Origin of the sequence: Lysinibacillus xylanilyticus (assembly GCF_001183605.1) — a bacterium.
Taxonomy (GTDB): domain Bacteria; phylum Bacillota; class Bacilli; order Bacillales_A; family Planococcaceae; genus Lysinibacillus; species Lysinibacillus xylanilyticus.
In genome coordinates, this window is record NZ_LFXJ01000006.1 from 88,484 (window position 1) to 115,118 (window position 26,635).

At 36.2% G+C, this 26,635-nt stretch carries 24 protein-coding genes; 12 read left to right on the top strand and 12 right to left on the bottom strand.

Going from position 1 to position 26,635, the window contains the following annotated elements:
• The first annotated feature begins 227 nt into the window (after positions 1 to 227).
• Positions 228 to 566, top strand: a complete 339-nt coding sequence (locus ACZ11_RS14570; protein WP_049667276.1) for a zinc ribbon domain-containing protein YjdM — start codon at positions 228 to 230, stop codon at positions 564 to 566.
• A 144-nt stretch (positions 567 to 710) separates the two neighbouring features.
• On the opposite strand, the gene ACZ11_RS14575 is transcribed toward ACZ11_RS14570, so the two are convergent.
• Positions 711 to 1,223 (bottom strand): zf-HC2 domain-containing protein, encoded by a 513-nt coding sequence (locus tag ACZ11_RS14575; protein WP_049667277.1) that lies wholly within the window; start codon positions 1,221 to 1,223, stop codon positions 711 to 713.
• 143 nt (positions 1,224 to 1,366) lie between these two features.
• Positions 1,367 to 2,005: a YfbR-like 5'-deoxynucleotidase gene (locus ACZ11_RS14580; RefSeq protein WP_134008586.1), complete on the bottom strand. Its 639-nt coding sequence runs from the start codon at positions 2,003 to 2,005 to the stop codon at positions 1,367 to 1,369.
• Between the two features lie 174 nt (positions 2,006 to 2,179).
• Here ACZ11_RS14580 and ACZ11_RS14585 point away from each other — a divergent pair, with 174 nt between their 5' ends.
• The gene (locus ACZ11_RS14585) at positions 2,180 to 2,620 is read left to right on the top strand and encodes a hypothetical protein (protein WP_049667278.1); all 441 of its coding nucleotides are present in this window, start codon (positions 2,180 to 2,182) and stop codon (positions 2,618 to 2,620) included.
• Between the two features lie 763 nt (positions 2,621 to 3,383).
• Here ACZ11_RS14585 and ACZ11_RS14590 read toward each other — a convergent pair.
• From ACZ11_RS14590 to ACZ11_RS14610, 5 genes are all read right to left on the bottom strand, one after another.
• A complete protein-coding gene (locus ACZ11_RS14590) occupies positions 3,384 to 5,228 on the bottom strand; it encodes an FtsX-like permease family protein (protein WP_049667279.1) in 1,845 nt (614 codons plus the stop codon).
• The gene (locus tag ACZ11_RS14595) at positions 5,218 to 5,979 is read right to left on the bottom strand and encodes an ABC transporter ATP-binding protein (protein ID WP_049667280.1); all 762 of its coding nucleotides are present in this window, start codon (positions 5,977 to 5,979) and stop codon (positions 5,218 to 5,220) included. Before ACZ11_RS14595 ends, ACZ11_RS14590 begins: the two co-directional genes overlap by 11 nt.
• Before the next feature lie 102 nt (positions 5,980 to 6,081).
• Positions 6,082 to 7,068 (bottom strand): sensor histidine kinase, encoded by a 987-nt coding sequence (locus ACZ11_RS14600; protein WP_049667281.1) that lies wholly within the window; start codon positions 7,066 to 7,068, stop codon positions 6,082 to 6,084.
• Entirely contained in the window at positions 7,065 to 7,754 is a 690-nt protein-coding gene (locus ACZ11_RS14605; RefSeq protein WP_049667282.1) for a response regulator transcription factor, read from the bottom strand. The genes ACZ11_RS14600 and ACZ11_RS14605 overlap by 4 nt, the downstream gene beginning before the upstream one ends.
• A gap of 350 nt (positions 7,755 to 8,104) precedes the next feature.
• Entirely contained in the window at positions 8,105 to 11,149 is a 3,045-nt protein-coding gene (locus tag ACZ11_RS14610) for a hybrid sensor histidine kinase/response regulator (RefSeq protein ID WP_049667283.1), read from the bottom strand.
• Positions 11,150 to 11,867: 718 nt separating this feature from the next.
• Between ACZ11_RS14610 and ACZ11_RS14615 the strand changes: the two genes are divergently transcribed.
• Complete coding sequence (locus tag ACZ11_RS14615) at positions 11,868 to 12,890, top strand: GGDEF domain-containing protein (protein ID WP_049667284.1); 1,023 nt, start codon at positions 11,868 to 11,870, stop codon at positions 12,888 to 12,890.
• Positions 12,891 to 13,453: 563 nt separating this feature from the next.
• On the opposite strand, the gene ACZ11_RS14620 is transcribed toward ACZ11_RS14615, so the two are convergent.
• The 3 genes from ACZ11_RS14620 to ACZ11_RS14625 all read right to left on the bottom strand — a co-directional run bounded on the left by ACZ11_RS14620 (position 13,454) and on the right by ACZ11_RS14625 (position 15,103).
• Entirely contained in the window at positions 13,454 to 14,584 is a 1,131-nt protein-coding gene (locus ACZ11_RS14620; protein ID WP_236690883.1) for a response regulator, read from the bottom strand.
• A gap of 37 nt (positions 14,585 to 14,621) precedes the next feature.
• A complete protein-coding gene (locus tag ACZ11_RS27280) occupies positions 14,622 to 14,756 on the bottom strand; it encodes a hypothetical protein (RefSeq protein WP_269079328.1) in 135 nt (44 codons plus the stop codon).
• A gap of 164 nt (positions 14,757 to 14,920) precedes the next feature.
• Positions 14,921 to 15,103: a hypothetical protein gene (locus tag ACZ11_RS14625; protein WP_049667286.1), complete on the bottom strand. Its 183-nt coding sequence runs from the start codon at positions 15,101 to 15,103 to the stop codon at positions 14,921 to 14,923.
• A 278-nt stretch (positions 15,104 to 15,381) separates the two neighbouring features.
• Between ACZ11_RS14625 and ACZ11_RS27340 the strand changes: the two genes are divergently transcribed.
• The 5 genes from ACZ11_RS27340 to ACZ11_RS14645 all read left to right on the top strand — a co-directional run bounded on the left by ACZ11_RS27340 (position 15,382) and on the right by ACZ11_RS14645 (position 20,887).
• Positions 15,382 to 16,164: a 3D domain-containing protein gene (locus ACZ11_RS27340; RefSeq protein WP_049667287.1), complete on the top strand. Its 783-nt coding sequence runs from the start codon at positions 15,382 to 15,384 to the stop codon at positions 16,162 to 16,164.
• A 175-nt stretch (positions 16,165 to 16,339) separates the two neighbouring features.
• The gene (locus tag ACZ11_RS14635) at positions 16,340 to 16,891 is read left to right on the top strand and encodes a superoxide dismutase family protein (protein WP_049667288.1); all 552 of its coding nucleotides are present in this window, start codon (positions 16,340 to 16,342) and stop codon (positions 16,889 to 16,891) included.
• A gap of 350 nt (positions 16,892 to 17,241) precedes the next feature.
• A complete protein-coding gene (locus ACZ11_RS26650) occupies positions 17,242 to 17,385 on the top strand; it encodes a hypothetical protein (protein WP_166672130.1) in 144 nt (47 codons plus the stop codon).
• Between the two features lie 310 nt (positions 17,386 to 17,695).
• Positions 17,696 to 18,811, top strand: a complete 1,116-nt coding sequence (locus ACZ11_RS14640; RefSeq protein WP_049667289.1) for an amidohydrolase — start codon at positions 17,696 to 17,698, stop codon at positions 18,809 to 18,811.
• Between the two features lie 579 nt (positions 18,812 to 19,390).
• Complete coding sequence (locus ACZ11_RS14645; protein WP_049667290.1) at positions 19,391 to 20,887, top strand: amino acid permease; 1,497 nt, start codon at positions 19,391 to 19,393, stop codon at positions 20,885 to 20,887.
• 97 nt (positions 20,888 to 20,984) lie between these two features.
• On the opposite strand, the gene ACZ11_RS14650 is transcribed toward ACZ11_RS14645, so the two are convergent.
• Positions 20,985 to 22,226, bottom strand: coding sequence for a hypothetical protein (locus ACZ11_RS14650; RefSeq protein ID WP_049667291.1), 1,242 nt, complete (start codon positions 22,224 to 22,226; stop codon positions 20,985 to 20,987).
• A gap of 91 nt (positions 22,227 to 22,317) precedes the next feature.
• Here ACZ11_RS14650 and ACZ11_RS14655 point away from each other — a divergent pair, with 91 nt between their 5' ends.
• Both ACZ11_RS14655 and ACZ11_RS14660 read left to right on the top strand, forming a co-directional pair.
• Positions 22,318 to 23,430: a mandelate racemase/muconate lactonizing enzyme family protein gene (locus ACZ11_RS14655; protein ID WP_049667292.1), complete on the top strand. Its 1,113-nt coding sequence runs from the start codon at positions 22,318 to 22,320 to the stop codon at positions 23,428 to 23,430.
• 12 nt (positions 23,431 to 23,442) lie between these two features.
• Positions 23,443 to 24,123 (top strand): hypothetical protein, encoded by a 681-nt coding sequence (locus ACZ11_RS14660; protein ID WP_049667293.1) that lies wholly within the window; start codon positions 23,443 to 23,445, stop codon positions 24,121 to 24,123.
• A gap of 64 nt (positions 24,124 to 24,187) precedes the next feature.
• Here the strand turns inward: ACZ11_RS14660 and ACZ11_RS14665 are convergent, their stop codons facing one another.
• Positions 24,188 to 24,895: a Fe-S oxidoreductase gene (locus ACZ11_RS14665; protein WP_049667294.1), complete on the bottom strand. Its 708-nt coding sequence runs from the start codon at positions 24,893 to 24,895 to the stop codon at positions 24,188 to 24,190.
• Between the two features lie 119 nt (positions 24,896 to 25,014).
• Between ACZ11_RS14665 and ACZ11_RS14670 the strand changes: the two genes are divergently transcribed.
• A complete protein-coding gene (locus ACZ11_RS14670) occupies positions 25,015 to 25,446 on the top strand; it encodes a DUF4395 domain-containing protein (protein WP_049667295.1) in 432 nt (143 codons plus the stop codon).
• Between the two features lie 683 nt (positions 25,447 to 26,129).
• Positions 26,130 to 26,618 carry a GNAT family N-acetyltransferase gene (locus ACZ11_RS14675; RefSeq protein ID WP_049667296.1) on the top strand — a complete coding sequence of 163 codons (489 nt, stop codon included), beginning with the start codon at positions 26,130 to 26,132 and terminating at the stop codon, positions 26,616 to 26,618.
• Positions 26,619 to 26,635 lie beyond the last annotated feature (17 nt).

Below are 26,635 nucleotides of genomic sequence, written 5' to 3' on the forward strand. Positions count from 1 at the left end.
ATGTTAAACAAACTTGCAAGTAAGATGGTTTGTACAAAAAAGTCAATGGGCAAGTGTCCCAAATCATACATATCCAGAATGAAAAAACTCAAAAAGCATAAAACAGATTCAAACATTTTTCACAAATACGAACGAAAAATACGAACAGCCTTTACTTAATAGGACGAAGTATGTAAAGATAGGAGAATATATAGGGTTTACCTAAAAAGTAAAAGGAGGAAGCGGAAATGGCAGCTTATCCAAATTGTCCGAAATGTAATTCTGAATACACATATGAGGATGGAACGAACTTTGTATGTCCAGAATGTGCGCATGAGTGGAGCACTGATGTAACGGAGCAGGACACAGATTCGTTAATCGTAAAGGATGCTCATGGCAATCTACTTGCAGACGGTGATTCCGTTACAGTTATAAAGGATTTAAAGGTGAAAGGTAGTTCTTCAACATTAAAAATTGGGACAAAGGTGAAAAGCATTCGTCTCGTTGAAGGCGATCACAATATTGATTGTAAAATCGATGGCTTTGGTGCAATGAAATTAAAGTCAGAGTTCGTTAAAAAAGCATAATAACTGAAAAAAGAGTCGTGTGATGAGGCGCCCCAATCTAGGAAATAAAGTTGGGTGCTATTCTAAACCGACTCTTTTTTTGTTTCTGGATAAAGGAAGCTACCTCAAATATATTAATACAACTCCTTTTTGCAAGGTGTATCATTATTTTGTAAACCTACGAAACATAATAGCAAAAGCAGCACCGAATAGTGCGAAAATAGTATGTAAAAGGGCTATGTAGCTAGCTCCAATCAAAAGTGTACCAATTTCCGTTAAGGAGTAGTGGGTGACATAGAGTGAATTATTGATATTGTTAATAATAGCCCAGACGAAAACGGGTATAGAGCTGATAGCAAAAACAATCCAAATATTTTTGTAAAAGAAATAAGTAAGGCTGCCAAAAATCGCGTAAGATATAGCAAAGCTTGTTTGATTGCCAAGTAAGGAAGAGTTAATGGCAAACATAAAGGATAGTACGATAAAAACAAGATGGAAAAATGTTATCGTTCTTTTCATTAATAAATGATAACCCAGTGATTGCTTTGAAGTAGCGAGCTGCTGACAATGCTCACAATTAGCTAAATGCTGTTCGACAAATTCTACAGTAGTTGCTTGGAGCGCTTGTTTTTTATACAAAGGTAATAAATCCTCTACAATTGAACATTCCTGTGACAAAAGCTTCCCTCCATTCGATCTCCTTCCATTATACGACTTTTTAACTTCTTTCAGCAGACGCAATTATGCCAAGGCATAATTGATGAAAATAAAAAAAGCCTTCCGTGAATTAATTCGTTCGGAAAACTTGTACATGCACCCTATTAATTTGATGTTAATACTTCATTGGTCAAAGCTTGAATATCAATGTGTGTTTTTTCCTTCACAGCATCCTTCAGAATCTCAGTACGGAAATAGTGAACCGAGGCTTCAAGAGGAATAGTTAAAATCTTAGAAAGAGCGGATTGATACATATGCACAAATTCTTTATCTGTGTTACCGCGTTTTAACTCAGCAAAGGCCTCGTAAAATTGGTCAAGCTTATCAGCAAACTCAAGTAGGCGACCTTCTATAGTTTTATCCTTACCTTCTTTCATGCGCTCAAAGAATACAGCCTGAAACTCTTGTGGGATCTCATCAATAATAAATTTCTCCATCATTTTTTCTTCCACATGTGCAAGCATTTGTTTAAGCTCTGGGCTAGCATGCTTTACAGGTGTTTTAATATCGCCGATAAATACTTCAGCAAAGTCATGGTTGATGGTTTTTTCATATAATGATTTCCAATTGATCGTAGCTCCGTTTATTTCTTCAAGTGTGGCAAAGAACATCGCATACTGTGAAACCTTCCAAGAGTGAGCAGCCACATTGTGCTCTTCAAATTTGAAGCGTCCAGGGCAACGAATAATACGCTCTAAATCATTAAGACTTGTAAAAAATTGATGAATTCCTATAAAAATCACTCCTTTTTGGTCTATATGTGCATGTTACTATAATCCATACCCTCTTTGTGCAAATTTCAAACAACTTAACAATGATTCATTTTGCGTTTACAAAGGATTCACAATTGACGATAAAGCATACTTATGTTGAGTGCTATAATGAGGGGGAATGAATCAAGGGGGAGTAAGTGCACAATGATATCAATTTATACACTTCTACTATACATACATATTTTAAGTGCTGTACTTTCGATTGGGCCTTTGTTCGTTGTTTTAACAATTGTTAAGAAAATGCGTATAGCATCTCATGTTGAAATGTCACCATATATTGAGGCTTTTAAAGGAGCCATTACGATCGTCAAGCATTCGGGGCATGTTCTTGTTGCGTCCGGTATTTTATTAATGTGGCATGCGGGTTATCATTGGAGTACCTCGTGGATTGTTCTTACATTCCTTGTGATGTTGGCCTCAATTGTATTTTTAGCTAGAGCGTTCAAACCGACTTTACAAACATTTAATACGCCTGCCTATGATCAGCAAAAATTTACTTCATTGCTACATCGCAAAGCATGGATGTACATTTTATTATTGCTAATTATGTTATGGCTAATGGTTGCAAAGCCTGTACTTTGGTAAGAAGCTGGCTCATCATCATAACGTTTGGTTGATTTCCGCTCCGACTGGGCGCTTTGTAGCTGTCGCTTTGCTTTCGCTGCAGAAAACATTTGTAGCTGTCGCTTTGCTTTCGCGCAGAGCAGAGCTTCCTGGGGGCGTCCGATGAGCCGCTTCGTTCCTCTATTGCTTATCCCCAAGGAGTCGCCTAGTCTCCACTCCAATCAACCACTTCACATAGCAAGTATCTTCTGGCATGAAACTCTAATTTATAGTTATAAAACGATACTAAAGCAATTTTATGCAATAGCGTGGTCTATCGTAGCGGCAACAAACAGATGTCTTAGAAAACGAAGCATTAGAATAACAGGCGTACAATTGCATCACTGTAAAAAGTCCTTTTTGTAGATTAAGTTGGGTAGCGATAGTGTTCGCTTTTGAAATGAATGAAATTTATAAAATTTCTACGCTATTGCTGATTGGAGTGGAAGGCTACTCGACTCCCGTGGGAAAGCGAGACAGGCGAGACCCTGCACGGAGCGGATGTTTTCTGTGCGAAAGCGTAGTGCTAACGTAGCGGTAGCAAATGTTTTATCTGTGCGAAAGCGAAGCGACAGCAACAACAACAGCGGAGGAAGCGGCTCGACGCTCGCCCACAGGAAAGCGAGTAGCCTGGAACGGAAATCACCTTCATTCATTGCGTCGCAACATTCTCAAAGATCACCTTTAATTTGTTTTTCAACACTATGAAAATCCGCACCCCGAGAGGAGTGCGAATTTTTTTTCATCAATTGCTAAGCAAGCGTTTGAAATAGCTTTTGCGAATAAATATATAACTAACGAAGAATAGGACAAAGAAGCATAAAGAGCTCATCATTGAGACTTGTAAAAATGATGTTGAAACCATTGTTCGCATTGCAAATAATGTAGCAAATAACATTGTAGTCGCTATCGCGAATGGTACAAATATAAGGATTGCCAGCTCTTTAGACACAACTGTGAATAACTCTTTTTTAGATAGCCCAAGTTTTCGTATACCTACATACTTTTCTTTTTCCTGAAGAAGTGTCGTCTGTAAGTAGAAGTAGAGTATGCTCATAGCTGCACTTAAGAAAATTAAGCTCAACATAGAGCCGATAAAGAACATCACACTTTTTGTAAACATCTCTGCGTCATACAATTCGATTTTTGACGTTACATAACGTTCCTCATATATATGTGGGAAATCTTTAATAATTTTTTTCGCCAACTCTGTATGTGCCGTCCAATTGTCTAGCTCAAATAAATAGGTTTTGTAGACAGGATATTTGATACTGTTATAAACTTCATCAGGCACAATAAAATATGTTTGTTGGAAACCTGTTGTTAATAGATTTTTTTCATTTACAGATACAAGCTTAAATTGCTTTAGATATTTGTCATCACTTACATTAGTAATGGGTAATGTTTTGCGATTACCAGCAACTGCAATAAATTCATTTGCACCTAAGTTAATCTTTTCATTGTGTAACAAGTTATAATCGGAAACTGACATATAACCGAGTCGTTGATCTTCATTCGATTTAAATTCAATAAAATAATTTTGTGAATCCACTGTGGATAATTGTTTTTCAATATTTTCTATATCAGCTTTTACCATACTCGGATCAGCCTTAGGAGGGGCAATATATTGAAAACTGTATGGATAATTCGCCTCACTATCTTTTTCAACATTATAGTAAGAACTAAATAAAATGCTTGTACATAAAAATACACCGCTTAATAAAATAGTGATTAAAAATAGCATATTTGCATGTGATTTCATTTTTGCGTTGAGATTGGAAGCCAGTAGCATATTCGTTTGTTTCATATAGGCTGACGATCTCTCAAAAGCCTTTAGCATGAAGCGCATTCCTTGTGAGATGATTAAATAAATTGTACAAAGCACACTCACGAAAAACGCTGCATAGAAAAGAAGACTGAGACTACCTACAATGTCATGATCTATTTTTAATAAATAGACTAATGTAGTGGAAATCATAATACTAATGAATAATAAAAGATAATGTGACTTTATCGACTTTTCGATGACAACATCACTTTTTAATAGTTGAATGGAAGCTTCTTTATTAATAAATCTTGTCATTACTTTTGAAATAACAACGAATAATACAAGGAATAAACCAACAGTTAGCATGATTGCTTTAATAGGGAAATACATACCGAAAGCTTCTGCGTTTAAAACAACCCTAGCACCCATTAAGAAGAGAGGCGAAATGACAAGCCCAAGAACGATTGCTGTAATAATCGCGAGTACACCTATAAGAATATTCTCCCGAAAAACGAGCATACGAATTTGTTTCATAGATGCACCGGTAATCATAAAAATACCTAGTGTTTTAGTTTTCTTCTTTAAAAAGGCCATGATGGAATAGGCGATATAGATAAATGAAAACAAATAAACGAGTAAACTCGCTAACATTAATGCAAGGCCAAGTGTTGAGTCTGGATCTAAACCTGCAAGACTTGGATGAAACACAATGACTGTAAATAGAAAGAAAATAATGATAGAGAACATACTGCTAAGGAAATACGAAACATAAGTCCATTTATCACGTAAAATATTTTGAATAACAATATGATTAAAGCTCATGCTGTCCACCACCTAAAAAAGCAAGTGTGTCCATGATTTCCTGGTAAAATTGTTTACGATTATGACCGCGATGAATTTCGTTATATAATTTACCATCCTTAATGAATATAATACGATTTGCGAAGCTTGCAACATAAGGATCATGTGTCACCATTAAAATGGAAGTTTTCAGTTCTGTATGAATAGAACTAAATAAATTCATGACATCATTTACTGCTTTTGAATCGAGATTTCCTGTAGGTTCATCTGCCAACAATAAACTCGGTTCGTGAATAACCGCACGAGCAATAGCTACACGTTGTTTTTGCCCACCGGATATTTCGTAAATTCGTTTTGAAAGAAGCTCTTCAATTCCAAGAAATTGAGATACATGTTGAAGTCGTTGCTGCATTTTATCGGCAGGTAAACTATCTAAAGTTAACGGTAATAAAATATTTTCTTTCACCGTTAATGTGTGTACAAGATTAAAATCTTGAAAGACAAAGCCTAATTCTGAACGACGGAACTTTGCAAGCTCTTCATCATCTAATGAATATGGATTTCTACCATTAATAAGAATTTCACCAATAGTAGGGCGATCGATTGTTGATACGCTATTTAAAAAGGTAGTTTTTCCACTTCCTGAAGGCCCCATGACGGCTACGAATTCGTTCTCACCAAGTTGAAAATCTATGCCATTCAATGCCTTATATGTGATTTCTCCGATATATTCTTTTTGTAGATTGGTCACTTGTAGGATTGAGTTTCCCATCTTTGAACAACTCCCTTACTTCGATTGAATAGCTTAAGTATAAAGAAGGAGTAGCATTTTACCTATTTGGTTAAATGACGTCAATATGACAAAGTTGTCATATTACGAGCATGATTTTTTCACGCTATTTGAAAAATCTATGGAAAAGGTAGTGACGCACTCATGGGACTGTAAAGTAAAAGGGTGCTCTAATTCAGTTAAAATCTTTTTCACTAAATACAAGCCTATACCTGTTGCTTCTCCACTCGTTCTTCCTTTCACACCTGTGTAAAATAAATCAAAGACACGCGAAATTTCACTCTCAGGAATCGTATCTCCATAGTTTTTAATACGTAAAGTAGCTTCGTCATAAATAATTTGAATAGAACTTTCAGACTCACCGTACTTAATGGCATTATTGATGACTTGATAAAGGACAATTTTTAACCATTTTCGATCTGAATAAATAATAGTATTTTCAATAAGCGTTACTTTTGGAAAAACTTCTTTAGCAATGAAATAATCCTTTAAATCGTTAACAACTTCCTTCATAAGTTCTTTTAATGAGAGTGCTTCTATTTTTAAATCAGCCACAAGATTGGACGTGCGTTCATAAGTTAGTAGCTGATTGAGGGTAAACGTCAACTTGTCGCATTCTTGATTAATTGTTTGCAAATGCTCGGATTGGCTATTGGCATTAGATTGGATAATCAGTTGAATAACCGACAATGGCGTTTTCATTTGATGCGCAAAATGGGAAAGCACAAGTTGCTTTTCGTTTTCTTGCTCCTCTAAATGTTGCTGCTGTGTTAAGTATAGATATTGCATTTGTCGTAGTTTTTGGCTGTAGGCCTGCTCAATCATAGCCTGTGGTTCATACAGATGAAGGTCATCACTTGTTAATGTGTTGTTCTGTAAATGAGCATAGAGTTTTTTTCTGCGATAATAACGTCCAATTAGCCAAATGGTAAATAGGAAACTAACGAGAAAGATAAAATAAAGATAGTGTGAAGATAAATCATCCAATGATTGAATGATCCAAGGTAATAATAGAAAGCTTACACAATAAAGAATGATTACACTTATATGATCTCGAAAGAACAGCTTCATTCCTCTGCCTCCACTAATTGATAACCAAGTCCACGGATTGTTTTAATTTCTAATCTAGATTGGATAGTCTCGAATTTTTTGCGTAATCGGCCAATATTAACAGATAGAGTGTTTTCTTCGACGAAGGATTCATCATCCCAAATGGCACTTAACAATTTTTGACGAGGAACAACATTAGGATAAGCTTCAAATAGTAATTTGCTAAGCTGCATCTCTTTTAACGTTAACAGGCTCTCGTGTTTTTCGGTGTAAAGACGAACTGTATCAGAATTTAATGTTGTATTAGCAATTGATATCGAATTAGATTCGGAGGAAGCATATTCTCCGTATGTACGGCGAATAAGACCATTCACTTTTGCCATAAGCACATCTAGCGAGAAGGGCTTAGTGATAAAATCATCAGCACCATTTTCAATTCCATGCACTTGATCGATATCATTCACGCGCGCTGATACAATGATAATAGGGCATTTGGATAGCTGACGGATTTTGCGTGACCAAAAGTACCCATCATAGGTTGGTAGGTTAATGTCCATAACCACTAAATGAGGTTGAATAGCTTGAAATTCTTCTACTATATGATTAAATTGTTGAACGGTATAGCATTCAAATTGATATTTTGTTAAATGCTCCACAATAATCTTTGAAATATTAGGATCATCTTCTATTATGTATATTTTGTACATAGTATCGACCTTTCTTTGTAGACTATCACTAAAAAGTGGGTATTTTATTAATATATATGAAGGTATATTGGTTGATTGGAGTGGAGACTGGGCGACTCCTAGGGGATTAGCGTCACAGATGAGACCCTGCAGCGAAGCGAAGCGGCTCATCGGATGCCCCCTGGAAAGCGCCCAGTCGGAACGGAAATCAACCCCACGTTATGCTGAGTAGCCTTTTTTATTTATATACTTTTAATGTACCCTGATTTTTAAAAATCCATTAATATTCGTCATTGAATATAGTAGTAATTGTAGCTTGAAAGTATAAAAAAGAGCCACCACCAACTCAATTGAGAAGGTGATGAGCTCTTTCATTTATTTTTTGGAATATGGAAGGTGACAGTTGTTCCTTCGTTTAGAGTACTTTTAATTTGTAATCGCTGTCCGTAAATCCTTTTAAGACGTAAATCCGTATTGCGTAGACCTACGCCAGCGTTTGGTGAATTACTAACAGATTGTAGTTCATCTAATATACTAGGATCAATCCCAACGCCATCATCTACAACACTGACTGCTACATGATCCGGAAAGTCTTTTATACGGATACAAACTGTACCGCCTTCTCCCTGTTTCAATACACCATGACATATGGCATTTTCTACTAAAGTTTGTAAGGAGATAGGGGGGATATCAATATTTATATTGTCATCTATATCCCATTCGATATTTAGTAAGTTCCCAAAGCGCTGCTGATTAATATAGAGATATGACCGTACTAGCTCCAACTCATCCTTTAGTGGCACTACTCGCTGTAAATTCCGTACATCAAAGCTTGCATGTAGATACTCACCAAAATGATGCATTAAATCAATCATTCGATCTGTATCGATCGTACTAAGCGATGCAATTGAATTTAATGTATTAAATAAAAAATGGGGCTGTATTTGAGCTTGAAGCCAAGCTGTTTCCAAATGTAGGCGTTGATTGATACTATATTTTAAATCGATTAAGGCTCTACTCCTTACCTTTAGCTCTAAAGAACTAATAGGCTTCGTAACATAATCATTAGCACCATGGGCAAAACCAGCAAAGACATCCTCGGAATAATTACGAGCTGTTAATAGTAAAATAGGTAATTCGAGCAATGAGTAGTGTTCTCGAATAATTTCAATTAATGCATAGCCAGATATATAAGGTAACATCGCATCTATAATGACTAAATCCCAATCATCTTGCTGTAGCACTTCTAATGCCATTTCACTGCTAGTAACTGTAGTAACCGCGTATTCTGAAGTTGCAAATAAACTACGCATAATTGTTAAGTTTACAGGATCGTCATCGACCATTAAAATTTTAAATTGCTTTTCCACTGTCGGTGATGAATTATGTTCTTCTATAGGAAGATGCAAATCCTCTTTCTCTATATAAGATTGCTCCTCATTAAATTCTCCTTCTGCTAATGGCAATGTGAAATAGACATCCGATCCTTTGTTAGGAATAGAATGTATTCGCAAAGTTCCACCATGTAATTCGATGAGCTTCTTTGAAATTAATAATCCGAGACCGATTCCATCATTGTTGTCATTGCCTTGTTCGTAAGGGGAAAATAGACGACTTTGGATATCATCATCCATGCCTAACCCAGTGTCACGAATATGGATAACAGCCATATTATTTTCTATATGGGCACTTATTTTTATAGATCCTGCACTCGTATATTTAATGGCATTGTGTAGGAGATTGAAAAGAATTTGAATCAATCGATTTTCATCGGCTACTACATTAGGAAATGCCCTAGGAATCGTTGAATTCATATGAATCTGTTTTCCACTTGTTATAAAGCGTAACATGTCAAAAACACCGTAAACTATACTTTGAATGCTAACGTTCTTTTTATGGAGATGTAAATTACCCTCCTTTAAACGAGTAAAATCTAGTATGTCATTTAACGTAAAGGACATGCTTCTTCCGATATCAATTAGATGCTTTAGGTTTTGCTTATCGTCAGCCATAAGCTTATTGTTTGGATTATCATAAATGGACTGTCCTAATGTAACCATTTTATTCATGGGATCCCATAGCTTTTGTGAACTGCTAGATAAAAATTCATCCTTTAATGCATCGTCCTTTTGTAATTTAGCAATCAATTGATTAATTTGCGCTTTATTTTCAAAAAAGCGTTTAAACCAATAACCCGAAAAACCGAGCATGACAAATAAATAATCGAATGGATACATTGGTATATCAAAATCATAGATGGATTTGATGTATGCCCATATGATGCCATTCATTGTACCAAGGGCGGTCAATGCAATAAAAGCAGTACTCTGTTTTTGATTTTCAAGATACTCTTTTAAAGCGAGTACTACTACAAATAAAAATGAAACGACATAAAGTATATAGTAAAAAGAATTTATTACCAATAACCAACTAATCGGTAAGACGACAGTTAAAAATGCTGAAAGGCCGTAGAAAGCAATGAGCCACTGAAAGCTTTTAGCATTATGATATTTGACTAGTAACACACGCATAAATTGGATAAAGAAAAAAGACGATCCGAGATAAATGATAGTAGATAGCTTAAATGACCATACATAATCGAGATGTAACCAAGTGATTATAGATTGGTCATATGAAATTAATTCATCTGCTAATGGCAAAAGAAAACCTACTGTAAACAGTAAAACAATTGGCTTTGGATAAATAAACAAGAATACAAGGGTGCTAAAAAGTGCGAACAATATGAGCGTTATTGAAATTGTAGCAAGAGATAGATCGTTAATCATTTGGTGATGTTCGATAGCTGAAGCAGAGCCAAATAAAATTCTTTTATCTATGCTAGTACTTATTGATGTATCAAAATTAGATACATGTAAAATTAAGTCAATTTCAGGCTCCTTATTTGTAAAGTAAAGGGTATAAGGAGCGGCTTGACCTTTATGGTTTTGTGAATCAGTAGCTACTTTTCCTGATTGGTCAACCAACTTCCCGTTAATATATAATGCTGAAGCAGTTGACACTGCAGGAATCCGAACGGCATAACGATGATCTTTAGGAGCATTATGATTAAGTAAGATTTTTAAACGGTATGTACCATATCGTTGTGTCGATACCTCTGAATCTCGCATGGGAATCGTCCGGGTAGTTTGTTCAAATGATTGAGGAGACTTGCTATTATCAATGTTTAAGGGATCTAGTAATAATCCGGGATAGTAAAGCCATTCACCATCTAAGTTAAGGACTTCCTCATCGGATAGCTGCTGATTATGTATATCAAATATACCTTTCTTTGCAAGCGGTTGATCACTTGAAGGGAGAAAGTATGTCAGCCATAGTAAACGAAGTGTTGTAAGCACTATAAAAATTAAAATAATGAAAAGTGAATGTCGTATAGTCGTTTTTTTTAACAGTGACATAAGTACCTCCAAAATTTTCCTCTTGTAATGAATTATGCCTCGGCATAATTCAGTGATATCCGCCGGGCTTTGGGCCAACGTGATGTTGGTCACTCAGTCGTCGCCACAGGACGTGGCGTTCTTAGACTGAGTTCCTCTATTTCAGTGGTTATTTGGACACCAGCTGAAAAGTAACTTAAATCGCATTCATCCCACCACCTATATAGGTTGGAGACTTCTATGTCTGTCGTTACGCTTTCGGTCAAAAGACATTTGTAACTGCCGTTTCACTTTCGCTACAAAAAACATTTGTAGCTGGCGCTTCGCTTTCGCTACAAAAAACATCTGTAGCTGGCGCTTCGCTTTCGCTACAAAAACATCTGCTGAAAGAAGTAAAAAGAACTACATTTACCATGCCATGAAATTTAGAAAATAGAAATAAGAAATTTATAAAAATAATACTTTCAGACTAATCAGAAAGTATTGAGGGTAACGGATATTCTCTGTGGGCTACTTGTTTATCTACTTGCGAGCGTCGAGTCGCTTTTATAAAAAATGCCAGATTGAGAAAGTATTGTTGGAATGACAGCACTTTGGAGAGGAAGGAAGTGAGTGTCCTACATCCTTCCGAGAGTGGAATGCACATCATTTCGGTAAATATCTATTCGTTTTTAAGTTTTCTTTAAGAGGTATGACGTATGATGATGGAATAAAATCTCAATGGGAGAAATGATCTATTGTGAGTAAACTCAAGTTAAAGTTATCGTTTGTTATTGTTAGTATGACGGTAATGATAGTACTTGCGACTTCTAGTGTTAGTATTTGGAGTAGCTATCGAAATTTTAACGACATTCTTATGCAAAATAAAATTGTCATGCAGGAGAATTATGTGAGGGAAGTTTCAATAATCACTGAGAGCTACGTACAAGAAAAACAGAGGGAACCAAATCAAGATAAATCGATCGAACCTTATATGGTGCAAGTGGTTGATAAGTTACTTGATGAAAGAGTGGTTTCTTTTAGCGCGTTCATTAAAAGTATACTCATGCCTTTACTATTATGGTTAGTCACAATACTTGTATTAGCTGTATGGCTTGCTTTCAAAATTGCACGACCTTTAAAACAGCTTTTTATTAGTGTGGAGAAAGAAGAGGTACAGAAGCTTGAAGAAATTAATGACTGGTATTACGAAGCACATTCCTTAAAAAAGGTAGTGCAAAATATGGTTATTAGTTCAGAAAGCACAATATTTGATTTAACTAATCAACTGAATTTAGACGCCTTAACAGGAATTCCTAACCGAGGAAGAATGGATCAAATTTTAAATGAATTAATCATCAATAAAGTTCCACATACAATAGTGTTAATAGATTTAGATGACTTTAAAAGTATAAATGATACATATGGTCATACTGTAGGGGATGAAGTGCTAAAAGCTTTCGCCAGTCATATGCAGGAGAACATAGAGAAACAAGGAATGTGCTTTCGATATGGTGGGGAAGAGTTTATGGTTATATTGCCATCCACGACAATAGATGTAGCTATAGAATTAGCGGAGAATTTACGTATTAAGCAGGCCATGTTAGATACTGCATGTGAAAGACCTGTTACAATGTCTGCGGGCATTACATCATTTACAGCAAATATTAAAACAGCTAATCAGATCATTACAATTGCAGATCAGGCATTGTATAAGGCGAAGCAGTCAGGAAGGAACTGTATCTGTGTCTTTGAAGAACTATCTGAAAAAATAATCAAATAAATTATCATCCAAACCAACCACATCTTCATTCATCTCACTACCTTCAAAAGTGGAAGTCTTCTACTGATTGAAGATAAATGGAGTGTTTTAACTAAACTATTATAAATTAGATGAGGAACCGTTGATTTTCACGGAGAGGTGCGACTCCTATGGGATGAGCTTGCGCTGAAAGCCCCGCAGGAACGTAGTGACGAGGAAAATAATCAATTATGCCTTGGCATAATTGCGTCCGGAATCGGCTTTGTGCTTAGGCCTGCAGGATGCAGGTCAGTTAGCCGTTATCGCATGGATGCGATGATTTTAGGCTAACATCCTTTAAGAATTCCTTTCCGATTCTGTGACATCCGCCGGAGGCTTTAACTTCTTTCAGCAAATGCTTTTTGTACCCGAAAGCGTAGCGACAGGTACAGGTGTTTGGACACCCGCTGAAAGAAATTAAAGCCAAGCCCGCGGAAAAAGCGCTAACTCGGAGTGAAAATCAACCTTTGTTTATTGATACACTTTATTCATATTTATTTGTTTGTTGACAAGCTAAGGCATCGAGAGTTATTTTCTCGATGCCTTTATAGATTAAAATTTTCGACAGATATAGCGTTAAATAGTTCAGTCGTTTCTTGCTCTGGTAAAATACCGAGATCCGCTAACAAGGTATTTTTAAAGGTATTGTAAACCTTTACTGCACATGCTCGATTATCCACTTCTATATAGTGCTTTATTAGCTGTTGTATGATTTTATCGGAATATGGATTATGTTCTATCGTTAAAAGTAAAATTTGCTCTCGTTTTTTCACATCATGTATTGCTGTATAATGCTCTATTAAATCATGAAGTAAAAGAGTAAATTTGTTGTTCATAAAATTTGCCTTACTTGTAATCCAGGGATAATCTAAGGCGGCCATATACTCACCTTGGTAGCTTTGTATTAATGCCTCAGCCTTCTCTACATCAATCTTGGCAGTCTCCATATTAGCATTTAAAATATGCTCTAAGTCATGGGCATCACATTGAAAATCCTCTAGTTGCAAAATATAGCTGCCATTTGCATACTGTATGACTTCTGAATAGCCCAATGCTGAAAGCGTAGTGCGTAGATAGGAAACTGTTGTATGTAACTGTACTCTTGCCTTTTTAAATTCTGTATCTACCCATAAACTGTCGATGATTGTATCACGAGGTACATGGTTATTAAGATTGGAAAAAAGAAAGGCAAATAATTCTTTTGTTTTAAGCGTTCTCCAATGTACGGCTTTGTTATTGTGTAAAACAACGAATCCTCCAAAGCATTGTATTGTAAGCTCGGGTTTATTTCGTATTTGTAAAGGAGTCGATTTATTTTCTAGGTGAAGGAGTTCTTGGATTCTGTTAATAGTTGTCTCTAGACGAGCTTTTGAAATAGGTTTTAGTAAATAGTCAATGGAGTGAATTTCAAATGCTTGGACAGCATAGTCCCGATACGCAGTGACAAATACGATAAAAATGTTTTTGTTCCATTCTTTTAATAGCCTTGCAATTTCTAAACCATTCATGCCAGGCATTTCAACATCTAAAAATGCTACTTGAAAATCCAAGCTCGGTCCCTCTGCCAACAAATCTTTTGCTGTTGTAAAGGATTTAATGACCTCTATTGAATTAAATTCCTTTAACTTTTTCTCCATGTTTACAAGAGCTAATGGCTCATCCTCCATTACTATCACTCGAATCAAAAAGGGCACCAACTTTCAAATTTTAATTTTAACTCCTTTCAGCAGGTGTCCAAACATCCGCTGAAATAGAGGAACTCAGTCTAAGAACGCCACGTCCTGTGGCAACGACTGAGTGACCAACTTCGTGCTGTTGCTGTCGCTTCGTTGCACTACGCTTTCGCACAGAATGAACCCCTTTTGCTGACGCTACGCTTTCGCGCAAAAAACATCTGTTGGCCTAAATCTCCGGCGGATGTCACTGAAATCGGAAAGGAGTTCTTTATGCACTTACAAAGCCGATTCCGGACGCAATTATGCCGAAACATAATTGATAAATAGTGAAGTAGGCTAAAGTGAAATATCAATGACTGACCCTTTATATGGATGTATGGCCACTTGCTGCTGTTGAAGATCTTTTAATAATTCAGTAGCAACTACAGTATTTAGGTTGAGTGCATTTTGCATCATACTCATTTGTACAGTATGATGTAGCTCCATAATTTGAGAAGACATTATCGTATTAACTTCCATCCTACATTCCTCTTTACCATATTATCGGATAAAAGCACTGATTTTCCAACATATAAAAATTGCAAATAGTTTCGCAATATTCCCTCTTAAAATTGTTTGATTTACCAAAAATATATTCAATATTGTATATTTTTCCTCCTTTATAGCAATAATTCGTAATATCAGGTCCGTTGTCCTGAGTTATTAATTGCATTCTAGCATTGCTTGCACATAAAAGAGCCTAACTCTAGTGTGCTAGCAGCAGACTGCGAAATATTAAAATATGGAGGTTACAAAATATGAAAAAACAAGCTTTAGCTTTAGCTGTAACAATGACGTTGGGATTAAGTTTATTTGCCAGTCCATCATCTGCTAAGGAACAACTCGCTTTTAGGCCATTCGATACATTGTGGGGAATCTCGAAAATTTACAATTTGTCTTTAGGAGATTATGAGCCAATGATTGACACAGACGTGGGATGGTTTTATCCAGAGCAAGATTTAAGTGTATTCGAATCAAAAGATGATAATTCAATGAAAGACCAACACTTTGTTGAGGCCGGGGATACATTATTTACAATTGCGCGTGTAAATGATGTATCAGTGGAAGAATTAAAGGAATGGAATAATCTCTCGTCTGATGTAATCTATGTAGGTGAAACAATAGCTATCAAAGAATCAGCGGCAAAACCTAAAACTTTCGAAAACAGAACTAAAAGTGTAGCGACGGCATCAAGTAAAAAGAAAGTAACAACATCAAGCACAGACTCAGTGAGTGCTCCAGCAAATACGGGCAAAACATTAACAATGCGAGCAACAGCCTATACAGCGTATTGTGAAGGGTGTTCAGGGATTACAGCGAATGGGACAGATATCAGATCTAATCCAAACTTAAAGGTAATTGCTGTAGACCCACGTGTAATTCCTCTTGGTACTAGGGTTTGGGTTGAAGGTTATGGTGAAGCAATCGCAGCAGATACTGGTGGAGCAATAAAAGGTAATAAAATTGACGTATTTATTCCTACCGAAGGACAAGCTCGTCAGTGGGGCGTCAAAAATGTAACTGTAAAAATTTTAAATTAATGTAATTGTAAGGATGTCTCCTTGGGTTGGAGATATCCTTTTATTTTGCATTGTTTTTAAGAATAAAAGCCAAGTCTGCAAAGATTACTCCGTAACCAATAATTTGCAAAATTCTAATGAAATTGCATAAGTGGGAGGATTGTTGGCAACCATCAGAAATAAAGGAGGTATTTTTATGAAAAAAATGAGCTTAATAATTATTTCTTTATTAGTATTTGTCGGCGGTTGTGGTTTCTTTGAAAAGAAGGAGCAAAAAGTGGCCGTTAACGCAAATTCAGGACCAACTGCAACCGCAAAAGTAATTGGTAAAAATAATGAAAGCTATGGTAATGCATATTTTGAAGAAGAGGATAATGGGGTTAAAATGACACTCGCACTATCAGGATTGCCAGCCGGAACACATGGCATTCATATTCACTCCGTTGGGAAGTGTGAACCACCAACATTTGAATCAGCAGGTCCTCATTTTAATCCAACGAGTAAAGAGCATGGGAAGGATAATCCTAAGGGATATCATTTAGGAGATCTTCCAAATTTAGAAGTTGGAGAAGATGGTAAAGTGGATTTGAACTTTTTAGCTGAAGGGCTAACATTAGAAAAAAATGCTGCCAACTCATTGTTACGAGATGGGGGCACTGCATTAGTCATTCATGAATCTGAGGATGATTATAAAACAGATCCTTCGGGTAATTCTGGTGCAAGAATGGCTTGTGGCATTATTCAATAAGGAAAATGAATCAACTGTATCTGAAGTAAATCACTTTAGATACAGTATTTTTGTTTTTGGGGTAAAAATCGACAACGAATGAGCCTTGTAATGTCTATGAGGCGATGAAAACACGTGCAATTTACGTCGTCCATGTACCGATCGCTTGGTTTATAAGTCTAACCATGAGGGGAGATGTATCATAATTTGATACGTCTCTTTTTCTTATTAACCTCGAAATTCAATCTAAAAAATAGATCGTTTTCATATTTATTATGCATAATGAGCATCGTTTATTGCTTTTTTTACAAAGGTCATTGTATAATTCCTTTATCAGAAAATTCAATTAAATAGAACAGCGAGGTGATTAGATGAAAAAGTTGGCGAATTCAAAATTTGAAACATATTTAATGGATCAGGAAATTGAGCTTAATATCGAAGAGGAAAAAAATGAGGAGCAACTAACGATGGTACATTATGAAGAATTCCCAGAAGGTTTTTTTACAAGTTTATAATAAATATTTGGTGGACTGTGCTAAAGGTTGAAATGACTTTTTTCACAGTCCTTCGTTTTTTTTTACAGAAAAATTAAAAGTGATATTTATTAAAATGCATGCCATATATAAGTTGATTAGAGTAGAGACTGGGAGACCCTAAGAAAGCGTCCAGTTGGAACGGAAATCAACCCCACATTATGCTCATTGTCTCCTTCTTTTTAATTTTTAATTTCCTTAATAAATTCCTATATAAGTCTAAATCCATATGTACTTTTAAGAAATAGTTTCATGTATAATGGGAAACAAAAATGCGTATAGAGGTGTAGTTATGTCAAATGCTGTAATCTTAGAAGAAACAATTTACCAATGGTTTGATCATTTTCATAAATACCCAGAGGTAAGTTGGAAGGAGTTTGAAACTACTAAAAAGATTGCGTCGATTTTAGATGAGTTAAATGTATCCTATCGTTTGTTAGGGGACGTTCCGGGCTTAATTGCTGAAATTGGTACAGGTGATGAGATTGTTGCTGTACGTGCAGATATAGATGCTTTGTGGCAAGAAGTGGATGGGAAGTGGCAAGCTAACCATTCATGTGGGCATGATGCAAATATAACGATGGTTCTTGGGGCTTTATTACTGCTGAAAGATAGACCATTGCAACATCGTGTTCGATTTATTTTCCAACCTGCTGAAGAACTTGGAAATGGAGCTTGTGCAGCCTTTGAGCGCGGGGCTGTTGATGGTGTATCACATTTATTTGGTGTTCATTTAAGACCAATTGAAGAGCTACCGCTTGGCAAGGTATCACCTGCTATCCATCATGGTGCGGCTTATTTTTTAGAAGGAACAATACGAGGTACTGATGCTCATGGAGCTAGACCTCATCAAGGGCAAAATGCAATCGATGTTATTATGGCCGTACAACAAATGCTCCATAGCATACATTTATCACCTTTCGAGCCTCATTCTGCAAAGTTAACGAAGATTGTTGCAGATGGTGGTAGTACAAATATTATTCCAGGTACTGCGAGCTTCTCTATGGATATTCGAGCGCAACGTAATAGCCAACTAGAATTACTTCGTAGTCGTATTGAGTTTGGCTTAACATCAATCCAACAGCAGTTTGAAATTGATATGGACTGGAAATGGTTAGATTTCACACCTGGTGCTGAGGTTTCTTCAATTGCCGCACGTATGGCTAAAGACGCGATTATTGAAACGCTTGGGGAAGCGCATCTAGCTGAGGAAATCACAACACCTGGAAGTGATGATTTCCATTTTTACACAGTTAAAAAACTTGAATTAAAAGCAACGATGATAGGGATCGGGGCCAACTTAACTCCGGGATTACATCATCCAAAAATGACTTTTGAACGAAATGCATTAATTGATGCTGCAAAAGTACTTGCTTGTGTGTTAGAGAAAAAACCTGAATACGAATAAGGATCGCGAGAGAGCTATGTCAAAGTTTCTTTGATATAGTTCTTTTTTATTTTTTATCGAAATATATGAATATTTTGCATTGTCCCTAATAGCTATTTGAAAGCGTTTTTATGCGCAAAAATAGTCGAAATAGCTCGAGAAGCATAAAATTTTTGCGTTGACTTTTAATTTTTCGAATATTATGCTAAAAAACATATAAAAATATTTGCGTCTTAGAAAAGTTGAAAAGGGGATAGGTGCAAAAAAAGGGGATGGAACTGTAAAAAGGAAATTATGCTAGTTGGGCACTTCCGAAATTTGTAATTATATCTATTGTTTTAGTAGGATTAACTAACAGAGCATGGACCGATGATAGAGTCGTAGCAATAATGATTTATTAAGGCTTAAAATTAATTTCTCCAGCATGGTTCTTAGTAACAATTATGCTGTTATCGCAAGGGTTTATTAAAAAGAGATTTTGACATTATTATTTTAACAGGAACATTTAATTTTGATATATAACAACAGCTAGGTAAAGAAAAACTAGATTTAGTTTTCTTTAAATTGGCAACATTAAATGTTTTTAGAAAGGATAAAAAAATGGTCTTAAAAAAAGAAAATAGTATATCTCATGAAGATTCGCCCATTATTATACTAGGAGAAGAAAATTTAAAAAAGGGTTTAAAAGCTCGACATTTAACAATGATATCGATTGGTGGAGCAATTGGTACAGGATTGTTCCTTAGTAGCGGTGCAGCGATCAGTACCGCAGGTCCAGGCGGTGCATTACTAGCATATACTTTAGTTGGAGCTATGATTTTCTTTGTGATGACAAGTTTAGGAGAACTAGCAGCATTTATGCCCACAAGTGGCGCATTTAGTACTTATGGTACAAAATTTGTTGATCCAGCTTTTGGATTTGCAATTGGTTGGACCTACTGGTTTAATTGGGCAATGACGATTGCAGCTGAGTTATCTGCTTCTACAATGATTATGAAATTTTGGTTTCCAGACAGCTCATCTATATTATGGAGCGGTTCATTTTTAGCTATTATTTTCCTATTAAACTTTCTATCTGTTAAAGGATATGGTGAAGGAGAATATTGGCTGTCATTAGTTAAAGTAAGTGCAATTGTAATTTTTATTATAGTCGGCTTACTAATGATTTTCGGTATAATGGGTGGGGAAGCAGTAGGATTCAAAAATTTCACTGTAGATGATGCACCTTTTTCAGGTGGAACTTTAGGTGTTTTTATTGTCTTTATTGCAGCAGGGTTTTCATTCCAAGGTACAGAAATTGTTGGGGTAGCTGCTGGAGAAAGTGAGAATCCAGCGAAAAATGTACCTACAGCTATTAAAAGTGTTTTTTGGAGAATTCTTCTTTTCTACATATTTGCAATTTTAATTATTGGGCTTATCATACCGTATACAAATCCAAATTTACAAAGTGAAAATGTAATGGTCAGTCCATTTACCATGGTATTTGAAAAAGCTGGATTTGCATTTGCAGCTTCATTAATGAATGCTGTTATTTTATCAGCAGTTTTATCAGCAGGGAATTCAAGTTTGTATGCTTCAACACGTATGCTATACTCTATGGCTAAAGAAGGTCAGGCTCCAAGAATTTTTGGAAAGTTGAATAAACGTGGTGTTCCTGTTGCGGGTATGATATTGACATGTGCAGTCGGTATGCTTGCTTTTTTAGCTTCCTTTTTCGGGGATGGGGTAGTTTATATGTGGTTAATGAATGCAATAGGTATAACAGGGTTCATTTTCTGGTTAGGGATCTCTGTCAGTCACTATCGTTTCCGTAAAGCTTTTATTGCACAAGGGTATTCGTTGGACGATTTGCCTTATAGGGCAAAATGGTTTCCGATTGGACCGATTTTTGCAATAGCATGTGGACTAATTGTAATTATTGCACAAAATTTCCAAGCGTTTATGGCTGAAGAAGTAGATTGGGGTAGTGTTGTAGCAGCGTATTTAGGAATCCCATTCTTCCTTAGTTTATGGTTTGGCTATAAAATCATTAAAAAAACAAAAGTTGTTAACCTTAAGGATGTTAATTTTGAATTTGAAATTAAAAATTTAAAATAATATCCACTATAATTGAAAAGATATAAAAACAGGAGTTACATTGTTACTATAGTTAACCTGTAGTCTCGCAGATGCCAAAAGTATCTGCGAGATTTTTTTAATAAATAGCAAAGTTCAATTCATATATTGTACGTGGGCGACCTTGTTGATGAGTCATTTCTTCACCAACAACTTTAGCATAACCGTTATCCACCATTTTTTTTATAATGCGTTCTGTTGTGCGGCGTGTAACCTGTAAGTATTCAGAAAGATTATGGGAAGTAAATTGCGCTGATTGTCGCTCTCGACTAAAATGAATGATCTTGGAAATATTTAATGGACTTAAGCCTGTTTTCTTCGCCATTTGTAAAACGTAGGGATCATCAGTTTTTAAAGCTAGTCTTACTTCTGATTTAGGGAATGGACCTAGCAAATTTTTATGTTCGTCTAGTATATAAATCTCGAAAGGTTTGGTAAATGTTAAGGCATTCTTGGCATTTTGATTAGCCTCAAAAATTGAATGACCATAACCAAAGGCTAGCTTAAATGGCCTATCGGTTTGTTGTAATAAGTTCTGTATATTCTCTTTTTCGAGTGCCTTTTGCAAATGTCCAGCTGTCGTATATAGCTCAAAAGAGTATGGAGAAATTTCTTTATAAGTTGCATGTGTTGCTGCTGTGATTTGAGTTAACTTGTTATAGTCTATAGGTTTATCTTCAGGAGTTTCTAATAGTCCAACAACCGCTTTTACAGATTCAGATTTTGTAAGAAGTGATTGGGATTTCGTCTCCTCTAAGCATTGAACAATGGAGTTAGTTGCATCTAACGTGCGCATTGCAGGAATTTGAAGAGCTTGCAATTCATCAAACACACTATGAATACTTGTTACGACAAAGTCAACGCTGTTAGCTTCCCATAAAGCTATATGATGCTGCAATATAGATTGAGTAGGTTTAGTGATAGAAATAGGCTGAATATATGGTTTTGGACCACAATACTCTATTTCTGTTAGAACATTTTCTACAATAGCTGGATCCATAACATCAATGGAAATTCTATTTAAAGGTACTGCATGATTGGCTATAAGGGATAAAAAAGTTGTAGAAATTGCCGTCTCATCTTGTTTTATATAATTCCAAGGTATTGGCAGTTCTGACAGTGCTGATTGGGCATGTAAATAGGGTAGTGTTCCTCCGAATAAAAGTGCATCACATGGCTTCATTTCCTTTAACAAAACGGGTGCTTCTGTAGGTTGATTGTAAAGATAAAAATCTATTTGAATATTCTCTATGTTTTGTGCGATACTATTTATACGCTTCATAAATGCTTTAGAGCAGATAACCGCTATTTTAGTAGACATAGGCAACGTCCTTTCCTATTATTTTTTCAACAATTAGCGACGTATTAGCGACGTATTAGCGACAACTATATTATACAGGAGACTGATAAAAATGAAAATCCAACAAGTAGAAATTTTTGCAATCCATTTACCACTTATTGATCCATTTATCATCAGTTATGCTACATATGATACAATGCCTTCTATCATTTTGAAGGTTACGACAGATACAGGTATTGTAGGCTACGGTGAAGCAGTACCAGATGAGCACGTAACAGGGGAGACGTGGGAGAGCACATATGCTGTATTAAAAAATCAGCTTGCTCCTGCAATCATTGGAGAAAATCCAATGGCCTTTGAAAAGCTTCATGATAAATTGAACAAAGTCGTGAAGGATGTGCCAGCAGCGAAAGCAGCGATTGACATTGCTTGTTTTGATATTGCAGGGAAAGCGTTACAAGTTCCAGTGTACCAACTATTAGGTGGGCGTTATCATGAGAAATTCCCGATTACGCATGTGCTGAGCATTGGAACACCTGAGGCGATGGCAGAAGAGGCAGCTAATCGTGTAGAGATGGGCTATCGATCATTTAAAATGAAGGTAGGAACAGAGGTATCTCGTGATGTTGCTCGTATTAAAGCGGTGCGTGAACGTGTTGGTGAAGACATTGCGATTCGTGTAGATGTTAACCAAGGATGGAGCAATGCGTCAACTACATTACAAGGTTTACGTGCATTAAAGGATCTAAATATCGATTGGTTAGAGCAGCCAGTAGATAGTGAAGATATTGATGGCATGGTAGAAGTAAAGTCAAAATCTGATGTACCATTAATGATTGATGAAGGGCTTCGCGGTGTACGTGAAATGCGTGAGATTATTGCAAAGCGTGCTGCGGATAAAGTCAATATTAAATTAATGAAATGCGGTGGGATATATCCTGCTATGAAACTAGCAGTTATGGCTGAAATGGCAGGCATTGAATGTCAAATCGGTTCAATGGTAGAATCATCAGTTGGTTCAGCAGCTGGCTTCCATGTAGCATTCTCTAAAAAAATAATGACAAGTGTAGAATTAACAGGTCCATTAAAATTCTCTAAGGATGTCGGAAACTTACACTATGATGTTCCATTTATCTGTTTAAATGAAAAACCAGGATTAGGTGTAGAAGTAGATGAAGAGATCCTTAAAGAATTATGTAAGTTCTCAACGATTGTAACAGCTTAAGGAGGCGGCGAAATGGAAAAAATTTATGAAGGCATGCTTGGTGAAACGCCGTTTTTTGTTACAACATTAAATCTTCACCATTTGCAAGAAATTGAGAAATTACAGCTTCAGGTTTATGAATTATTAGCAGACCAAAGTATATTACAACCATTAAGTACTGAGGAATTTGACTACATTTTAAGTGGCAATGGCATGATGATAGGTGTTTACGTAGGGGAAGAGTTAATTGCCTTTCGCGCACTATTGAACCCACCTGTTGATGACGAGCACCTTGGCTATGATTGTGGGATTGCTGAGGAAGAATTTCATAAAGTTTTATATCAAGAAATATCAAATGTCTCACCAGCATATCGTGGCTATGGATTACAAAAAACATTAGCCCAAGTTGTCATGGGTCATATCGATTTAGAAAAATACGATTATGTATGCTCAACAGTAAAGCCATATAATATCCCGAGCTTGAAAGATAAATTTTCTCAAGGGTTAGTCGTAAAGGGATTAAAGATTAAGTACGTAGATAAGCTCCGATATATTTTCTATAAAGACTTGCGACAAGAGTTACCAACCTTTACAGAAAAGAAGACAATTTCGATGGATGATACAGTTGGTCAGCAACAACTTTTGAAACAGGGTTATATAGGTACTTCTATGTATGAGGATCAAAATGATTGGTTCGTTGTTTATGAAAAATAAATAGTAAAAAGCCTTACCTTTTACTTTACGTGAGAGGTAAGGCTTTTTCGCTAAAGAGGGGCTTTTATTTCATTGGGCAAAAACCGCAAGCCATTAAACCAGGTATGTCTTTAGAAAAACAACATGATTTTCGTACGGGGACGTTCACTAAATTAGTAGGGCTTTGACCTCCTGTATATTGTGCCCACCAAGATTTGTTGGAGAAACGAGCCCATGTTTTAGGGTCCTCTAAAGCTTCAATATCTTCCATTGCTTGATCAGCTAGACCAGGATTAGAAAGCAATACATGATAGTGCCAAAGTAGATATCCAAAGAAATTCTCCCAAATAGTGAGAGGGGAAATAGAAGTTACTTTACGGAGCTGTTGAACGATAACGTGCCCATCATATAGGATCTTCTCAATAACTGATTGACGTTCATCCTCATCAACATAACGCCAATCATTTGGGTTAACAAACATTGCGACTGTAAAACTGTCGAATTCTTTTGCTGCATCAAAGCGAAGCTCGATTGGTTTACCAACCCACACCTCGTCATAGGCGGCAAGCATGTAAAGTTGCATAGCGAAAAACATACCGTAGCGGCGCGCAAAATGAGAAATAGCGGCTGTTTCCGTTGCTGCGTCTGTAATTCCCATCATAAGGTTTAAAAAGTCAGGATGGTAAAAGTCTTTATGTATATCAGCTAATGTAAATAATGTCCGCTTTGGTTCTGTCGTATAAATGCTATAGGAATTCAATTGTCGAACTTGATCCATCGTTAATGCTGGCATTGTGATCACCTTTTCTTTCAATCATCTGTTACTTTTATTATAAGTTAATCATTTTTGCTTCACAAATGGAATGCAATATAGTAAAATACATTAAACGTATCTGAAAGGTAGGTTTTACAATGTCACAGCCCCATTCAATTCCAAGGCCGCTCGTTCGACTCAATCAATGGACGATTCTGTTAAGCATCATTTTAACGTGGGTAACAGGTGTCTTTTGGATTTTAGCAATTCCTTTAGTAGCGAATATTCTTGGCATTTTATGCAATTTTAATCCTATTATTCGAGTAGGGAAGCTGTTTCTAAAAAAGGTGCCATCTACATATATACCAGAGGACGCTCAGCAGCAAAAATTTAATTCCAGTATTGCTAGCTTTTGTTTAGCAGGTGGAATTTTAGGCTTCTTGCTTAAATGGCAGGTGGTTGGCTATGTCTTTACGGGAATGGTTGCTATAGCTTCATCGATAGCAATTGCAGGCTTTTGTATAGGCTGTTTTCTACATTTTCAGCTAAAGCAATGGCAATATCGTCGCTCGCTGAAGAAGGCATTGTGACATTCATTTCTTTCAGCCAAAAGAAATTGAAAAAAACTTTAAGAAATTTTCAGATTAATGTTGACTTTATAATTGATAATGATTATCATTATCGTATAAAGATTATTCCTCGTCTACAATACAGTGTAGAGAGGATGAACTTTAGCTACTTTTCTCCAGAAGTTTGCTAGTTCATGATAACGCTCCTAAAACCCCCCTCATTTTTTGGGAACGTAAAATCTCTCGACGACTCACTCCATTGTGATTGAGTCGTCTTTTTTTGATTGAAACTGTAATTATTCCGATAAAACGAGTAATTATTCCGATAAAAGCAAAGATTGTTCCGATAAAATGAGATTATGTTCCGATAAATCTTCAAAGTATTCCTATAAAAGTGAACTCATTGCCATAACGTGGGGTTGATTTCCGTTCCGGCTGGGTGCTTTGTTGCTGTCGCTTCGCTTTCGCACCGATAAAACATTTGTTGCTGACGCTTCGCTGTCGCACAGAGCAGAGCTTCCTGGGGGCGTCCGATGAGCCGCTTCACTCACGTTCCTCTATTGCTGATCCCCAAGGAGTCGCCCAGCCTCCACTCCAATCAACACTAATATATAGCGTACATTTAAATATGTAACCTTTGATAATTATGTCAAAAATTACAATTTAATATATAATATATCTTAATAAGAAGGGGGGATTATTTCATGTTTTCTATTAGAAACTTCGAAGGTAATGAAAAAGAGTTTGAGTTCTTTCTAGATATGTTATATGAGTCTATTCATATTCCTGAGAATAAACCATTAAAAGAAGTTTTACTAAACTCGCCTGACATAAGAAAATATCACGAAGGTTGGGGGAGAAAGGGAGATAAAGTGTTAATTGCTTTTAACACAGAAAATCAAACTGTTGGTGCAGTTTGGTACAGATTGTTTGATGACCGTAATAAAGGCTATGGTTATATTGATGGCAACACGCCTGAAATAGGAATGGCTGTTTCAAAAGAAGTAAGAGGAAGAGGGGTGGGAACTATACTGATGCATGAAATAATTCAACAAGCAATGGATGAAGGATACAATACCATTTCTCTCAGTGTAGACCTCGAAAATGACACGGCCATTAATATGTATCAAAAACTAGGCTTTAAAGATTATGAAGTAGTAGGGACATCAAAAACAATGATTTATAAATTTTAGTGTTCTCTAGAATAAAA

What these genes read in the sequence shown, in the direction of transcription:
- ACZ11_RS14570 (WP_049667276.1), top strand. Translation starts at nt 228, where the DNA reads ATGGCAGCTTATCCAAATTGTCCGAAATGTAATTCTGAATACACATAT.
- ACZ11_RS14585 (WP_049667278.1), top strand. Translation starts at nt 2,180, where the DNA reads ATGATATCAATTTATACACTTCTACTATACATACATATTTTAAGTGCT.
- ACZ11_RS14590 (WP_049667279.1), bottom strand. Translation starts at nt 5,228, where the DNA reads ATGAGCTTTAATCATATTGTTATTCAAAATATTTTACGTGATAAATGG.
- ACZ11_RS14595 (WP_049667280.1), bottom strand. Translation starts at nt 5,979, where the DNA reads ATGGGAAACTCAATCCTACAAGTGACCAATCTACAAAAAGAATATATC.
- ACZ11_RS14600 (WP_049667281.1), bottom strand. Translation starts at nt 7,068, where the DNA reads ATGAAGCTGTTCTTTCGAGATCATATAAGTGTAATCATTCTTTATTGT.
- ACZ11_RS14605 (WP_049667282.1), bottom strand. Translation starts at nt 7,754, where the DNA reads ATGTACAAAATATACATAATAGAAGATGATCCTAATATTTCAAAGATT.
- ACZ11_RS14610 (WP_049667283.1), bottom strand. Translation starts at nt 11,149, where the DNA reads ATGTCACTGTTAAAAAAAACGACTATACGACATTCACTTTTCATTATT.
- ACZ11_RS14625 (WP_049667286.1), bottom strand. Translation starts at nt 15,103, where the DNA reads ATGGAAGTTAATACGATAATGTCTTCTCAAATTATGGAGCTACATCAT.
- ACZ11_RS27340 (WP_049667287.1), top strand. Translation starts at nt 15,382, where the DNA reads ATGAAAAAACAAGCTTTAGCTTTAGCTGTAACAATGACGTTGGGATTA.
- ACZ11_RS14635 (WP_049667288.1), top strand. Translation starts at nt 16,340, where the DNA reads ATGAAAAAAATGAGCTTAATAATTATTTCTTTATTAGTATTTGTCGGC.
- ACZ11_RS26650 (WP_166672130.1), top strand. Translation starts at nt 17,242, where the DNA reads ATGAAAAAGTTGGCGAATTCAAAATTTGAAACATATTTAATGGATCAG.
- ACZ11_RS14640 (WP_049667289.1), top strand. Translation starts at nt 17,696, where the DNA reads ATGTCAAATGCTGTAATCTTAGAAGAAACAATTTACCAATGGTTTGAT.
- ACZ11_RS14645 (WP_049667290.1), top strand. Translation starts at nt 19,391, where the DNA reads ATGGTCTTAAAAAAAGAAAATAGTATATCTCATGAAGATTCGCCCATT.
- ACZ11_RS14650 (WP_049667291.1), bottom strand. Translation starts at nt 22,226, where the DNA reads ATGTCTACTAAAATAGCGGTTATCTGCTCTAAAGCATTTATGAAGCGT.
- ACZ11_RS14655 (WP_049667292.1), top strand. Translation starts at nt 22,318, where the DNA reads ATGAAAATCCAACAAGTAGAAATTTTTGCAATCCATTTACCACTTATT.
- ACZ11_RS14660 (WP_049667293.1), top strand. Translation starts at nt 23,443, where the DNA reads ATGGAAAAAATTTATGAAGGCATGCTTGGTGAAACGCCGTTTTTTGTT.
- ACZ11_RS14665 (WP_049667294.1), bottom strand. Translation starts at nt 24,895, where the DNA reads ATGCCAGCATTAACGATGGATCAAGTTCGACAATTGAATTCCTATAGC.
- ACZ11_RS14670 (WP_049667295.1), top strand. Translation starts at nt 25,015, where the DNA reads ATGTCACAGCCCCATTCAATTCCAAGGCCGCTCGTTCGACTCAATCAA.
- ACZ11_RS14675 (WP_049667296.1), top strand. Translation starts at nt 26,130, where the DNA reads ATGTTTTCTATTAGAAACTTCGAAGGTAATGAAAAAGAGTTTGAGTTC.